The sequence below is a fragment of the Rahnella contaminans genome, assembly GCF_011065485.1.
Classification (GTDB): Bacteria; Pseudomonadota; Gammaproteobacteria; order Enterobacterales; family Enterobacteriaceae; genus Rahnella; species Rahnella contaminans.
In genome coordinates this window covers 962,043-975,338 of record NZ_JAADJS010000002.1, presented here as the reverse complement: position 1 = coordinate 975,338, position 13,296 = coordinate 962,043, and the positions used below count along the sequence as shown (strand labels likewise).

Annotated in this window: 13 protein-coding genes; 7 read left to right on the top strand and 6 right to left on the bottom strand. The window is 56.2% G+C overall.

What is annotated here, in order from left to right:
* The first annotated feature begins 10 nt into the window (after positions 1 to 10).
* A complete protein-coding gene (locus tag GW579_RS13680; protein ID WP_165059512.1) occupies positions 11 to 721 on the top strand; it encodes an ABC transporter ATP-binding protein in 711 nt (236 codons plus the stop codon).
* A gap of 9 nt (positions 722 to 730) precedes the next feature.
* Here the strand turns inward: GW579_RS13680 and bioD are convergent, their stop codons facing one another.
* The 4 genes from bioD to bioB form a co-directional block, all read right to left on the bottom strand.
* On the bottom strand, positions 731 to 1,420 hold the full coding sequence (gene bioD, locus GW579_RS13675) for a dethiobiotin synthase (protein ID WP_165059511.1): 690 nt from the start codon (positions 1,418 to 1,420) through the stop codon (positions 731 to 733).
* 126 nt (positions 1,421 to 1,546) lie between these two features.
* Complete coding sequence (gene bioC, locus GW579_RS13670) at positions 1,547 to 2,338, bottom strand: malonyl-ACP O-methyltransferase BioC (RefSeq protein ID WP_152325480.1); 792 nt, start codon at positions 2,336 to 2,338, stop codon at positions 1,547 to 1,549.
* A complete protein-coding gene (bioF, locus tag GW579_RS13665; protein ID WP_165059510.1) occupies positions 2,322 to 3,473 on the bottom strand; it encodes an 8-amino-7-oxononanoate synthase in 1,152 nt (383 codons plus the stop codon). Before bioF ends, bioC begins: the two co-directional genes overlap by 17 nt.
* Before the next feature lie 2 nt (positions 3,474 to 3,475).
* Positions 3,476 to 4,513, bottom strand: a complete 1,038-nt coding sequence (bioB, locus tag GW579_RS13660) for a biotin synthase BioB (protein ID WP_152325478.1) — start codon at positions 4,511 to 4,513, stop codon at positions 3,476 to 3,478.
* Positions 4,514 to 4,649: 136 nt separating this feature from the next.
* On the opposite strand from bioB, the gene bioA reads away from it, so the two are divergent.
* Entirely contained in the window at positions 4,650 to 5,918 is a 1,269-nt protein-coding gene (bioA, locus tag GW579_RS13655; RefSeq protein ID WP_165059509.1) for an adenosylmethionine--8-amino-7-oxononanoate transaminase, read from the top strand.
* Here the strand turns inward: bioA and GW579_RS13650 are convergent, their stop codons facing one another.
* On the bottom strand, positions 5,919 to 6,881 hold the full coding sequence (locus tag GW579_RS13650) for a LysR substrate-binding domain-containing protein (protein ID WP_152325476.1): 963 nt from the start codon (positions 6,879 to 6,881) through the stop codon (positions 5,919 to 5,921).
* Between the two features lie 157 nt (positions 6,882 to 7,038).
* On the opposite strand from GW579_RS13650, the gene GW579_RS13645 reads away from it, so the two are divergent.
* Together GW579_RS13645 and GW579_RS13640 are read left to right on the top strand one after the other, a co-directional pair.
* Positions 7,039 to 8,193 carry a methionine aminotransferase gene (locus GW579_RS13645; RefSeq protein WP_152325475.1) on the top strand — a complete coding sequence of 385 codons (1,155 nt, stop codon included), beginning with the start codon at positions 7,039 to 7,041 and terminating at the stop codon, positions 8,191 to 8,193.
* Between the two features lie 35 nt (positions 8,194 to 8,228).
* Positions 8,229 to 9,008: an ABC transporter substrate-binding protein gene (locus tag GW579_RS13640; protein ID WP_165059508.1), complete on the top strand. Its 780-nt coding sequence runs from the start codon at positions 8,229 to 8,231 to the stop codon at positions 9,006 to 9,008.
* Between the two features lie 65 nt (positions 9,009 to 9,073).
* Here the strand turns inward: GW579_RS13640 and aphA are convergent, their stop codons facing one another.
* Positions 9,074 to 9,787: an acid phosphatase AphA gene (gene aphA / locus GW579_RS13635; RefSeq protein ID WP_165059507.1), complete on the bottom strand. Its 714-nt coding sequence runs from the start codon at positions 9,785 to 9,787 to the stop codon at positions 9,074 to 9,076.
* Positions 9,788 to 10,057: 270 nt separating this feature from the next.
* Between aphA and GW579_RS13630 the strand changes: the two genes are divergently transcribed.
* The 3 genes from GW579_RS13630 (at position 10,058) to GW579_RS13620 (ending at position 13,268) form a co-directional block, all read left to right on the top strand.
* On the top strand, positions 10,058 to 11,095 hold the full coding sequence (locus GW579_RS13630) for an NADP-dependent oxidoreductase (protein ID WP_152325472.1): 1,038 nt from the start codon (positions 10,058 to 10,060) through the stop codon (positions 11,093 to 11,095).
* Between the two features lie 27 nt (positions 11,096 to 11,122).
* Positions 11,123 to 11,818, top strand: coding sequence for a type 1 glutamine amidotransferase domain-containing protein (locus GW579_RS13625; protein WP_165059506.1), 696 nt, complete (start codon positions 11,123 to 11,125; stop codon positions 11,816 to 11,818).
* Between the two features lie 169 nt (positions 11,819 to 11,987).
* A complete protein-coding gene (locus GW579_RS13620; protein WP_165059505.1) occupies positions 11,988 to 13,268 on the top strand; it encodes a putative acyl-CoA thioester hydrolase in 1,281 nt (426 codons plus the stop codon).
* Positions 13,269 to 13,296 lie beyond the last annotated feature (28 nt).

Here is a 13,296-nt window from a genome sequence, read left to right as displayed (position 1 = left end):
GGGAGGTCTGATGTTAAGTGTAAAATCAGTTAATCAGTATTATGGGCAAAAACATATTCTGTGGGATATCAATCTCGAACTGTACCGCGGTCAATGTACGTGTCTGATCGGCCGAAATGGCGTGGGGAAAACCACGCTGGTGAACTGCATTATGGGCCATCTTCCGGTGAAAAGCGGGGCGATCTCCTGGCAGTCGCGCGACGAAGAGCCTCAGAGTTTGTTAAATCTGCCAGTGGAAAGACGTGCGCAAATCGGTATCGGTTATGTGCCACAGGGCCGGCAGATTTTTTCGCAGATGAGTGTCGATGAAAACCTGCAAATTGCCATGATGGCCAGCCGGAATAAGACGCGTCGCGTGCCTGAAGAGGTCTACGACCTGTTTCCGACGCTTAAGGAAATGGGAATGCGTAAAGCGGGAGAGCTCGATGAGAGCCAGCAGCAGCAACTGGCGATCAGCCGCGCGCTGGTTCAGGAGCCCGAACTTCTGATCCTCGACGAACCGACCGAACACACCAGCGCGTCAATGGCGGCGAATATGGGTAACATCATTCACCGCCTGAACCGTGACCTTGGTCTGACGCTGCTTCTGGTCGGGCATAAATTGCCGTTCATCCGCAGCGTCGCTGACCGGTTTTGTCTGGTGGACGGCGGGCGCAACGTAGCGCAAGGCACGCTGGCACAGCTTGACGAGACGTTAATCAAAAATTATCTGACGGTCTGACGTCGCGCTTCATTCACCACAAGAAAGCAGACGTTCGAGATCCAGATATTGCCCCAGATTTACGTCCAGACCGGCGATCAGGAACGGGATCTCGCCCAGCAGTGGCGCAGGCAACATACGCGTGAGCGTCTCCATGTATGCCGGATGATGCTTCCCCGTTTCCTGCACATCATTGGCAATCCAGCCCGCAAGATGCAACCCACTTTGCGCGATGGCCTGCGCCGTCAGCACGGCGTGATTGATGCAGCCCAGCCGCATTCCCACCACCAACACCACCGGCAGTTGCTCGGCAATCACCCAGTCCGCAAACGTGTAATCTGCGGTCAGCGGCGTGTACCAGCCACCCGCCCCTTCCACCACTACCCAGTCAGCCAGCGGTTCGAGATGGCGCAATCCGGCGGATAACACCTGCGGATCAATCGGGCGCTTTTCCAGCTCGCTGACGATATGCGGCGACGTCGGCTCGATAAACGTACAAGGATTCACTTCGTCATAACGCAGTCCGACGGTGCTGTAAGCCTGAAGCGCCAGCGCGTCGCTGTTGCGCGGCCCTTCTGCCGTCATTTCACTGCCTGATGCCACCGGTTTGTATCCGGCGGTTTTGTGTCCGGCGCGCGCTGCCGCCTGCAAAAATGCGGTTGTGGCAACGGTTTTTCCGACTTCTGTGTCGGTGCCGGTAATAAAGTATTTTTGTTTCATGATTTATTTTAATAAAAGCCTGGTGTTGGTTCTGGCTCCCTTCCCGCAATGACATCGGATTTTGCTCCTCCCCCTGCGAAGGGGAGGGAGCAGACCGTGCCTGTTTCAAACCTGGGAGGAGCTTTGTTAACGTGGGATAAGTTCTTCCACCTGCAAAATGCCGTAGACCAGCCGGTAGTTGAGCGGCAAAATGCCGTCGCGGCGGACGTAATGTTTTTCCAGCAATTGCAGACGCTCGCGCCCGCCCAGTCCGCCGAGGCGGCCATTTTTGATGTGCGTCGCGCCAATGCCTTTGAGCGAACGCATCAGCGACATCACGTCCGGGAATTCGGCGACGTGATCGCTGAAGGTCACTTCATGGCGATACGGCGCGCAGGCTTCGGCGATTTTGTCGGGCGTCAGGAACTGATTCACGTGACGACGGCCATCGACTTTCATCCACGCCGCGGCCAGCTCATTGAGCGAACCTTCGGCCAACGTGGAGAAAATCACCAATCCGCCGTTGCGGGTGACGCGATGCATTTCTTCCAGCGCACGCGGCAGCGCGTTACACCACTGCACTGCCAGATTGCTGAAACAGATATCAACCGAGTTATCAGCAAACGGTAAACGCTCGATATCCCCCGGCACGTATTCATCGGCGGAATCCAGCTCGCGGGCACGGCTCAGCATGCCTTCAGAGAGATCCAGCGCAATCACGTTTTTCCCCTGAGCGCGCCAGTAACGGCTGAAATAGCCCGTCCCGCAACCGGCGTCGACAACCGTTTTTCCAGCATTTTTCAGATAAGGTTCTGCCAGCGAAAGCAACGTTTCACCCACATCACGCTGCAATTGTGCGGCGTTTTCATAACTGACGGCGGCGCGACTGAACGCGTCGGCCACCGCTTGTTTATTCACTAATTCAGTGACTGCACCCATGAAGGGACTCCAGCAAAAAATCGATATCTTCCGGCCTGTGTGCCGCCGTCAGCGTAAGACGCAGCCGCGCGCTGCCCGGAGGCACCGTCGGCGGACGGATAGCACTGACCCACAACCCGCGTTCGCGCATTGTCGCCGCCAGATCTAAAGCAGGCTGATTTTCGCCTACGATCACCGGCTGGATTGCCGTTTGTGAAGCGGTCAGCCGGTAAGGCAATCCGGAAGCCCCGGCGCGGAAACGGGCAATATTGGCCGCCAGTTTATCACGCAGGCCGTCGTCCTGCCGGACTCGTGCCAGCGCGGCCTGTAACGCGCAAACCTGCGCCGCAGGCATCGCCGTGCTGTAAATAAGATGACGCGCGAACTGCACCAGATAATCCGCGGTAGCATCATCACACAACACCGCCGCGCCACTGCACCCGAAAGCTTTACCGAATGTGATCACCAGAAGCTCAGGCCGCACACCCTGCTGCCAGCAACTGCCGCGCCCTTCTTCACCCAGGACACCCACGCCGTGCGCGTCATCCACCATCAGCCAGCTATCGTGCGATTGCGCCAGACGATGCAGTTCCGCCAGAGGTGCACCGTCGCCGTCCATGCTGAATACCCCTTCGGTCACCACCAGCGTTTCACCGTCCACCGGTTTTTTCAGCAAGCGTTGCAGGGAATCCGGCTGATTGTGATGAAAGCGCCGCAGCTGCGAAGGCGCATGGGCAGCGGCTTCCAGCAAAGAAGCGTGACTGAGTTTATCCGCCAGCACGCGATCGTCGCCCTGCATCAGCGCGGCAAGAATGGCCTGATTTGCCGCAAAGCCGGAGATAAACAGCAGCGCGCGCGGATAGCCCTGCCACTGCGCCAGCTGCTGTTCGAATTCAGCGTGCACCACGCTGTAGCCGGTGACGTGCCCGGAACCGCCGCTGCCCACGCCGTATTTTTCAGCGCCCTTCTGCCACGCGGCAATGACGTCCGCGTCCTGACTCAGGCCGAGATAATCGTTACCGGAAAAATTCAGATACCGTTTGTCACCCTGTGTCAGAAACCGCGCGCTGCCACCGTTGTTAGGCTGACGCACACGAAAAGCCGCCGCTTCTTTGCGGGCGGCAACGGCATCGTTAATCCGCGTTTGCCAGCTCATGATCAGACGGCGGCGTTGTAGAACTGTGCGGTATCGGCATGAACCAGCTGTTCTGCCAGCGCGGCCTGTTGCTGGTTATCGCCCATTTCTGTTTCGAACACCTGCGGGTTCAGCCCCAGTTTGCCAAACAGAATGAGATCTTTATCTTCCGCCGGGTTAGGCGTGGTCAGCAGCTTGCAGCCGTAGAAAATGGAGTTGGCACCGGCCATAAAGCACATCGCCTGCGTCTGTTCGCTCATCTGTTCGCGACCGGCGGAAAGACGGACATACGACTGCGGCATCATGATGCGCGCCACGGCGATAGTGCGGATAAAATCAAACGGATCGACGTCGTCGTTATCGGCCAGCGGCGTGCCTTTCACTTTCACCAGCATGTTGATCGGCACGCTTTCCGGCGGCACCGGCAGGTTCGCCAGCTGCATCAGCAGACCGGCACGGTCTTTGACGGTTTCACCTAAACCAACAATCCCGCCGGAGCAGACTTTAATGCCCGCGCCGCGCACTTCCGACAGCGTATCCAGACGTTCCTGATAGCTGCGGGTGGTGATGATGCTGCCGTAAAATTCCGGCGAGGTATCCAGATTGTGGTTGTAGAAATCCAGACCGGCATGCGCCAGACGCTGCGCCTGCGAGGTGTTCAGCGTGCCGAGCGTCATACAGGTTTCCATCCCCAGTTCTTTCACGCCCTGCACCATTTGCTCGAGGTACGGCATGTCACGGTCGTGCGGGTTTTTCCACGCCGCGCCCATGCAGAAACGGGTTGAACCGGCGGCTTTCGCCTGACGGGCGGATTCAAGCACCTGCTCGACTTCCATCAGACGTTCAGATTCCAGCCCGGTTTTGTAACGGGAACTCTGCGGGCAGTATTTACAGTCTTCCGGACAGGCACCGGTTTTGATCGACAACAGCGTACTGACCTGAACCTGACGCGGATCGAAGTGCTGGCGGTGAACCTGCTGCGCTTCAAACATCAGTTCAAGAAAAGGTTTGGAAAACAGTGCCTGAGTTTTTTCAAGCGTCCATTGGGTGCGGGTAGTCATGCGACAACTCCAAAATAAATGTTTCGTGAACGTTTTTATGGTCGGTATACTGTCAACCATTCTCGATTCGTTTTAGTTTACGGTCAACGAGAATTACATTTTTTAGTTTACAATTTACCGCCCGCAGGAATCCTTTATGAGCCCCGCCGATATCGAATTCGACCAGCGCCACATCTGGCATCCGTACACATCCATGACCAAACCGCTGCCCGCATATCCGGTGGAATCGGCGTCCGGCGTGCTTTTACATCTGGCCGACGGGCGTGAACTGGTGGACGGCATGTCGTCCTGGTGGGCGGCGATCCACGGCTACAACCACCCGCAACTGAATCAGGCAGCGGTTGAGCAAATTGGCAAAATGTCGCACGTCATGTTCGGCGGCATCACGCATCCATCGGCTATCGCGCTGTCGCGCCGTCTGGTGGAAATGACGCCTGCCGGGCTGGAATGCGTGTTTCTGGCGGATTCAGGTTCGGTCGCGGTGGAAGTGGCGCTGAAAATGGCGATGCAATACTGGCAGGCGCGCGGCGAGAAACGTCAGACGCTGCTGACGCTGCGCAACGGCTATCACGGCGATACCTTCGGCGCGATGTCGGTCTGCGATCCGCAAAATTCGATGCACAGTTTGTATCAGGGATATCTGCCGCAGCATCTGTTTGCCGACGCGCCGCAGAGCCGTTTTGACGGCGAATGGGACGAAGCGGACATTGCGCCTTTCGCCAAAATGCTCGATGAAAACCACAGCAAAATTGCCGCAGTGATTTTAGAGCCGGTGGTTCAGGGCGCGGGCGGGATGCGGATTTACCATCCGCTGTATCTTAAACGGGTGCGTAACCTGTGCGATCAGTACGGCGTGCTGCTGATTGCCGATGAGATTGCCACCGGTTTTGGCCGCACCGGCAAGCTGTTTGCCTGTGACCATGCGAAGATTTCGCCGGATATTCTCTGCCTCGGCAAAGCGCTGACCGGCGGCTATATGACACTTTCCGCCACGCTGACCACGCGGCATGTCGCTGAAGTGATCAGCAACGGCGAAGCGGGTTGTTTCATGCACGGCCCGACGTTTATGGGCAATCCGCTGGCCTGCGCGGTCGCTAATGCCAGCCTGCGTTTATTGTCGGAAAACCGCTGGCAGGCGCAGGTGCTCAATATCGAGAAACAGCTGAAAAATGAATTACTGCCGCTGGCCGGACATCCGGCAGTGGCCGACGTGCGCGTGCTCGGCGCGATTGGCGTGGTGGAAATGCGCCAGCCGGTCAACATGGCGCAACTGCAAAAACATTTCGTGGAACAGGGCGTGTGGATCCGTCCGTTCGGCAAGCTGATTTACCTGATGCCGCCGTACATCATCACGCCGGAAGAACTCCGTAAACTGACCGGTGCCATTGCCAGCGCCCTCTATTGATCACACGGCGCTGACCAGCCGGTGCGATGTTGATAACAGCGCGCTCAGCTTTTCCCGGCTGAGACGCGCCTGTTCATTGAGAAAATCAATTGCCACTTTCAGCGCGGGCGTCGGGTTTTCCGGATACAACAACGTATAAGACGCGCCGCTCGCCACGCAAAGCGGAAACGGCGCAATCACCCTGCCCGCCTGCAAATCATCTTCAATTAACGTCAGATCGCCGATCGCCACGCCATAACCCTGAAGTGCCGAATTAATCGCCAGATCCAGCGTGTCGAAATGCTGTGATTTCTCCGAAGGCAACCCCTGCACGCCCTCTTCCCGCAGCCACAAAAGCCAGTCGCGGCGGTCGCGTGTCGGGTGCAGCAGCGTTTTATCCGCCAGATCGGCAACCGCAGTTTTCCCTTTATGGCGGGGCAAAAAATCCGGTGTACAGACCGGCGTCAGCACTTCGTCAAACAGATGATGCGCGCGGCGCTGCGATTCCGGTGGCCGCCCGAAAATCACGGCGGCATCAAAATGCTCATTGCTGAAATCCACGCCGTGCGCAATCGAGGCCGTCAGTTCGATGCGCATATCAGGCCGGTCGTTTTGCAGCTGGATCACGCGTGGCAATAACCAGCGCATCGAACATGTCGGGCATTTGATCCGCAGCGTATCCGGGTGTGAACCGACGCGTTTGAGCGCATCACCCATCAGCGACAGCGCCTGCTGTACGGGCGGTAATAGTTGCGCCCCGCGCGGGGTCAGCGTCAGCCCGCGGGCCTGACGTAAAAACAACGGATACCCCAGCGATGTTTCCAGCCCGGTTATCTGACGGCTGACCGCGCCCTGCGTAATGTGCAGCAACGTGGCGGCATGCGTCAGATTCAGGGTTTGTGCGACGACGGCAAAGGTTTTTAGCACGTTGAGCGACGGTAAATTCAGTGCATTCAGATACGACAGTTCAGGCGAAAGTGTCACGGAGCCCCCGGTAAATTCAGCATTTAGCCATGACGGCTGATCATGGCGAGTATGACAAATTTTCCATTGTCGGCACAGGCGAACTGCTGCTTAATCGTTAAACACCCGTTTTAACCTTCTCATGGCCGCCCGGCCTGTTTCCTTTGGGGAAAATGCTATGAAAAGCGCGATGTCGCCGCAGTCTAAATTACCGGATGTCGGCACCACTATTTTCACCGTGATTGGCCAACTGAGCGCCGAGCACAATGCCCTGAACTTATCGCAGGGCGCACCGAATTTCTCCTGCCAGCCTGCGCTTATCGACAGCGTTGCCAAAGCCATGCGCGACGGTCATAACCAGTATGCGCCGATGAGCGGCGTGGCCGCGCTGCGCCATGCACTTTCCGCCAAAGTTGAAGCGCTTTACGGTTGCCATTATGACGCCGACAGCGAAGTCACCGTGATTGCCAGCGCCAGCGAAGGCTTGTATTCCGCTATCAGCGCGCTGGTGCATCCGGGCGATGAAGTCATTTATTTCGAGCCGTCGTTTGACAGCTACGCGCCAATTGTCCGCTTACAGGGCGCAAAACCGGTGGCGATTGGCCTGTCGATGGAGGATTTCAGCATCGACTGGGATCAGGTCGCGAGCGCCATCAACAGCCGCACGCGCATGATCATCATCAACAGCCCGCACAACCCAACCGGCGCGATTTTCACTGATTTCGACATCGAACGTCTGACGGCGCTGACCACAGACACTGACATCGTGATTTTATCGGACGAAGTTTACGAGCACGTAGTTTTCGACGGCGAGCGCCACGAAAGCATGGCCTGCCATCCGCAGCTGGCCGGGCGCAGCGTCATTGTGTCGTCGTTCGGCAAGACCTATCACGTCACCGGTTGGCGCGTGGGCTACTGCCTGGCACCGGCGGAACTGATGGACGAAATCCGCAAAGTGCATCAGTTTATGGTGTTCTCCGCCGACACGCCGATGCAGGTTGCGTTTGCCGAAGCGCTGGCCGATCCGCAAAGCTATCTCGGTCTGGCGGATTTTTATCAGAAAAAACGCGATTTGCTGGCGGAAGCGCTGAGCGAATCCCGCTTTGAATTACTCCCAAGCCGTGGCAGTTTCTTTATGCTGGCGCGTTTTAGTCATTTCAGCCCGCTGACCGACGATGAATTTGTGCTGAGCCTGATCCGGGATCACCAGATTGCTACCATCCCGCTGTCGGCCTTTTACAGTAATAACAAACCCACCGGGCTTATCCGCCTGAGCTTTGCCAAAGATAACGACACGTTGTATGAAGGCGCACGCCGTCTGTGTCGCGTCTGAGCCTACTTTCTGATACCGCAGGGGAATTGTGAATAATGAAAAAATTGAAAATCGCATTGCTGTTAGGTTGTGCCGTGGCTTCTTTTTCTGCGCTGGCAGACGGTTCCACGCTGAAATTCGGTCTGGAAGCGCAGTATCCGCCGTTTGAATCCAAAAGCGCTACCGGCGAATTGCAGGGCTTTGATATTGATTTGGGTAATGCCGTTTGCGCCGCGGCCAGCGTGAAATGCGAATGGTACGACACCTCTTTCGATGGCCTGATTGCCGCCCTTCAGGCGCGTAAATTCGATGCAATCAACTCCGCCATGAACGTAACCGAAAAGCGTCGTCAGGCGATCGATTTCACCAACGTGATTTACCGCGTACCGACGAAGCTGATTGCCAAAAAAGATTCCGGCCTGTTGCCGACCGTTAATGCGCTGAAAGGCAAACATATCGGCGTGTTGCAGGGCTCGATTCAGGAAAGTTACGCGCAGGCGCACTGGGCACCGAAAGGCGTGGATATTGTTTCTTATCAGGATCAGAACCAGGTGTATCTGGACTTGTCCTCAGGGCGTCTGGACGGTACGTTAGTGCTGGCTCCGGCGGGCCAGAGCGGATTCCTGTCACGTCCTGATGGTAAAGATTACGGCTTTGTCGGCGACGCCGTGCGCGACGATAAAATCCTCGGCAGCGGCATTGCCTTCGGCCTGCGCAAAGGTGATGCCGCGCTGAAAGAAAAACTCGACACCGCTATCGCCAAAGTGCAGAACGACGGCGTAGTTAAGACGCTTTCGAAGAAATATTTCGGCGATATTGATGTGAGTGTGAAGTAATTATTTTCTGCGCCTCACCTGTATTCTGGTGAGGCGCAAATCCTGCCACAGCCTTTCTTTTCTTCTCAGTACTCAGAATTCACAATCACTTCTTCGCCAAAAATGCCGGCCTGCGGTAACGGTTTATAGCTGGAGTTTGACGCACGTAATACGCGGATGCCGCGCGCACCGGCGGCCTGTGCGGCGGTGATGTCGTTGTCCGAATCCCCGTAGAAAATCTTCATCTGCTTATCTTTCAGCCACTGCGTTTTGGTGTTCTGCCCGGCTTTGTCACCGGCAAAAATCACCGGATTTACTTTGTCTTGCGGGATCTGGAAATCATTCTGCAAGGTTTTGGTGACGGATTCGGTTTTGGTTTCACTGCGCCCGGTAACGAAATAAATACTGTCGCCGCGTTTGAGGTGCATGGCAATCAGGCTTTTCGCCACGTCTTTCGGCATGCTGAACTCGTCCCAGCCGTTATTCATTTTTTCCCAGAATTTCGGGTTTTTCAGATAGTCCTGTTTGCCCGGAGAAAACTCCAGTTGGCCGCGGTAAAAGCCCGGCGAAGAAAACAACACCGTGTCATCGATATCGAAACCCACCGCCAGCGGCGGACGGCCTTGCAGACTGTTTTCAATTTGCGCGACTGAAACCCAGTGAACCGGCGACTGTTGGGCGAGTTGTGCAACGTTAACGCCCGGATACAGCGGCGCGGGCGCAGCGTCTTTTGCCGTCGCCGTTTGGCCAAGGCTGAGCAGCAGGAAAACGGCACTGAGTGCCAGAGGTATTTTATGCATCGGGATCCCTTTTTTATGCTTATTAATCTGAAAGATAAAACGGAGCAAGTGGTCAAAAACCTTACCGAACATACCTGCGCCCTTAACAGACTTAAAGGGATTTCTCGGACAAAGTCATAGGAAAAGATGAGGGTCACAGTTTGGGGATAAAACGCATGACTCATAAGAACATGGCATAAACCGCTTCATGCGAAAACAACTTCGCGTCCTATACTTATTCCCAATTACGTCGACTTTTAACTCTCTTATATGAAACGGGAAGGTATTGGTATGTCTCAATCTCAGTCTGAAAACCGCCGCATCGTTCTGGCGTCCCGCCCTCATGGTAAACCTGTTGATGACAATTTCCGTCTGGAAAAAGCCCCGCTGCCCGTGGCCAAAGAAGGCCAGCTTTTGTTGCGCACCGTCTGGCTTTCTCTTGACCCTTACATGCGCGGGCGGATGTCCGACGCGCCTTCGTATGCCGCGCCGGTGCAAATCGGTGAAGTGATGACCGGCGGCGGGGTGTCCCGCGTGGTGGAATCCCACAGCCCGGATTTTAAGACCGGCGATCTCGTCGTGGGCAGAACCGGCTGGCAGGATTACGCCGTCGTGAACGCGGATGAAGTGAAAAAGCTGGAAGGCGCTGCGCTTAAGCAACCGTCTCTGGCATTGGGCGTGCTGGGGATGCCGGGCTTCACCGCGTTTATGGGGCTGCTGGATATCGGCGAACCGAAACCGGGCGAGACGCTGGTGGTCGCCGCAGCCACCGGGCCGGTCGGATCCCTGGTCGGACAAATCGGTAAAATCAAAGGCTGCCGCGTGGTGGGTATCGCCGGGGGTGAAGAGAAATGCCGCTACGCCGTGGAGCATTTCGGATTCGATGAATGCTTAGATCACCGCGCGCCGGATTTAGATCAACGTCTCAAAGCCGCCTGTCCTGACGGCATCGATGTTTATTTCGAAAATGTCGGCGGCGCGGTGTTTGACGCGGTTCTTCCGTTGCTCAATACCAAAGCCCGTATTCCGGTATGCGGTCTGGTTTCGCAATACAACGCCACCGGCCTGAAAGAAGGTCACGACCGCCTGTCACTGCTTGCCAGCACGATTTTGAGAAAGCGACTGCGCATGCAGGGATTCATTATTTTTGATGATTACGGCCATCGTTATCCGGAATTTGCAAAGCAGATGGGCGAATGGTTTGAAGCAGGGAAAGTGAAGTTCCGCGAAGATGTTGTTGAAGGGCTGGAAAACGCACCGCAGGCGTTCTTCGGTCTGCTTGAGGGTAAAAACTTTGGCAAACTGGTCGTTCGTGTCGGGCAGGATTGATCCCTGACTGCGTCCACAGGAGGTAACATGAAATTACTGATTGTATTGACATCGCACGATAAACTCGGCGAAACCGGCAAGAAAACCGGTTTCTGGCTGGAAGAATTCACCGCGCCGTATTACGAATTTCTGGACGCCGGTGCGACACTGACGCTGGCGTCGCCGAAAGGCGGGCAACCGCCGCTGGATCCGAAAAGCGATGAGCCGGATGCCCAGACTGAAACCACGGCGCGTTTTCGTCAGGATAAAAGCGCTCAACACGCGCTCGCCACAACGGAGAAACTGGCGGAGGTGAATGCTGCTGATTTCGACGCTATTTTTTATCCCGGCGGCCACGGCCCGTTGTGGGATCTGGCGGAAGACGCGCATTCGGTGGAGCTGATTAAGGCGTTCTGGACGGCAGGCAAACCGGTTTCCGCCGTTTGCCACGCGCCCGGCGTTTTGCGCAATGTGCTGCTTGACGATGGCACGCCGCTGGTCAAAGACAAACGCGTGACCGGGTTTAGCAACAGCGAAGAGGACGCCGTCGGGCTGACGGACATCGTGCCTTTCCTGGTGGAGGACGAGCTGAAAAAGCACGGCGGCGATTACAGCAAAGCCGCTGACTGGCGTCCGTACGTGGTCACCGACGGCAAGCTGATCACCGGGCAGAATCCGGCCTCGTCCAAAGCCGTCGCACAAGCCTTGCTGAAATTGCTGGGCGGCGCAGAGATCAGCAAATGATCTGACGCGGCTTGCGGCAAAGCATCACTGACAGTGATATACAGCTGATTCCTGTGGTATAAAAGACGCAGAAAAGGTGGTCAGTTTTACTGGCCGCCGTTTTTTTATTGCGGCAATGGCCGCGACATTGAAAAAAAGAATAACTTTCTTCATCAAGGAGTCAGTCACAGTGAAAATTTCCACCCTGTCACGCGCGTGCGCTATGTTGTCCGCCAGCCTGATTTTGGCGGCATGTAGCAGCAGCCATCAAGGCTTATCCAGCCAGGTTGCGCCGGGCACCGCGTCACTGCCCGTGTTATCAGCGGACGAAGCGGCCAACTTTACAGCGAAAAATTATCTGGCCTTTGGCGGCCCTTCTTTGCAGGTTCAGCAACAGGGCTGGTTCCCTAAACTGGCAAGCACTGACGCGGCGAAAACCAACTTTGTGGTTGGCCCGCAGTTAGGCACCGATGGCGCATCGTATTCCACCGTACAACAGGCGGTAAATGCCGCACTGGCCGTGCGTAACCACGGTGAGCGTATTTTCATTAAAATCCTGCCGGGCACTTACAACGGCGCGGTTTACATTCCGGCTGGCGCGCCGCCAGTGACCTTATTCGGGGCCGGTAACAGCTCTGCGGATGTCACGCTGACGCAAACGCTGGAAGCCTCTGCGGCACCAGCGGCGTACCGCGCAACCGTCAGCCCTAACGGCCAGTTCCTGCCGGGTGACCGCGCATTCTATATGTTCCAGAACTGTGCGAATCTGACGACCGAAACCATCGGCACAGGTTGTACGGCGACCGTCTGGTCACAAAGCAACGGCCTGCAAGTGCAGAACCTGACCATTGGTAACGCCCTGCTTGATACCGTTGACGGCGGCGATCATTCAGCCGTTGCTTTGCGTACCGACGGCGACAACGTGATTCTCGACAACGTCCGTCTGATTGGCCGCCAGAACACCTTTATGGTGAACACCGCCAACATCCACAACCAGACCGACAACAGCCGTTACAGCCGTGCTTACGTGCATAACAGCCTGATCGTTGGTGATGTGGATTACGTGTTTGGTCGTGCTAATGCCGTATTCGACCACGTTGAATTCCACACCGTCAGCAGCCGCGGCGTGAAACAGGCGTCCATCTTCGCACCGAATACGCCAGCCACAGCACCTTACGGTTTCCTGGTGATCGACAGCAATCTGACCGGCGACCGGGGTTTCGAGCAGGCAGCAAAAGCGAAAATGGGCCGCGCGTGGGATGCTAACGATGCCAGCAGCCAGCTGGTCATTCGCGACAGCAGCTTCGACAACAGCTACGACCAGATTAACCCGTGGGGCGACGCCGTCTTCTCCGGTCATCCGTTTGTGGGCAACGTGCCGAAAGATGAAAAACAGCAGCGTAACCTGAATGACACCAACTTCAACCGCCTGTGGCAGTACAACAATGTGCTGACTCAGCCTGCGAAGTAATTCAGTCTGACGCAATAAAAATGCCGCA

Excerpts from the sequence above, each read along its gene's own strand:
- bioA (WP_165059509.1), top strand. The coding sequence starts at position 4,650 with ATGAGCCCCGCCGATATCGAATTCGACCAGCGCCACATCTGGCATCCG.
- aphA (WP_165059507.1), bottom strand. The coding sequence starts at position 9,787 with ATGCATAAAATACCTCTGGCACTCAGTGCCGTTTTCCTGCTGCTCAGC.
- GW579_RS13630 (WP_152325472.1), top strand. The coding sequence starts at position 10,058 with ATGTCTCAATCTCAGTCTGAAAACCGCCGCATCGTTCTGGCGTCCCGC.
- GW579_RS13680 (WP_165059512.1), top strand. The coding sequence starts at position 11 with ATGTTAAGTGTAAAATCAGTTAATCAGTATTATGGGCAAAAACATATT.
- bioC (WP_152325480.1), bottom strand. The coding sequence starts at position 2,338 with ATGGGTGCAGTCACTGAATTAGTGAATAAACAAGCGGTGGCCGACGCG.
- GW579_RS13625 (WP_165059506.1), top strand. The coding sequence starts at position 11,123 with ATGAAATTACTGATTGTATTGACATCGCACGATAAACTCGGCGAAACC.
- GW579_RS13645 (WP_152325475.1), top strand. The coding sequence starts at position 7,039 with ATGAAAAGCGCGATGTCGCCGCAGTCTAAATTACCGGATGTCGGCACC.
- bioF (WP_165059510.1), bottom strand. The coding sequence starts at position 3,473 with ATGAGCTGGCAAACGCGGATTAACGATGCCGTTGCCGCCCGCAAAGAA.
- bioB (WP_152325478.1), bottom strand. The coding sequence starts at position 4,513 with ATGACTACCCGCACCCAATGGACGCTTGAAAAAACTCAGGCACTGTTT.
- bioD (WP_165059511.1), bottom strand. The coding sequence starts at position 1,420 with ATGAAACAAAAATACTTTATTACCGGCACCGACACAGAAGTCGGAAAA.
- GW579_RS13640 (WP_165059508.1), top strand. The coding sequence starts at position 8,229 with ATGAAAAAATTGAAAATCGCATTGCTGTTAGGTTGTGCCGTGGCTTCT.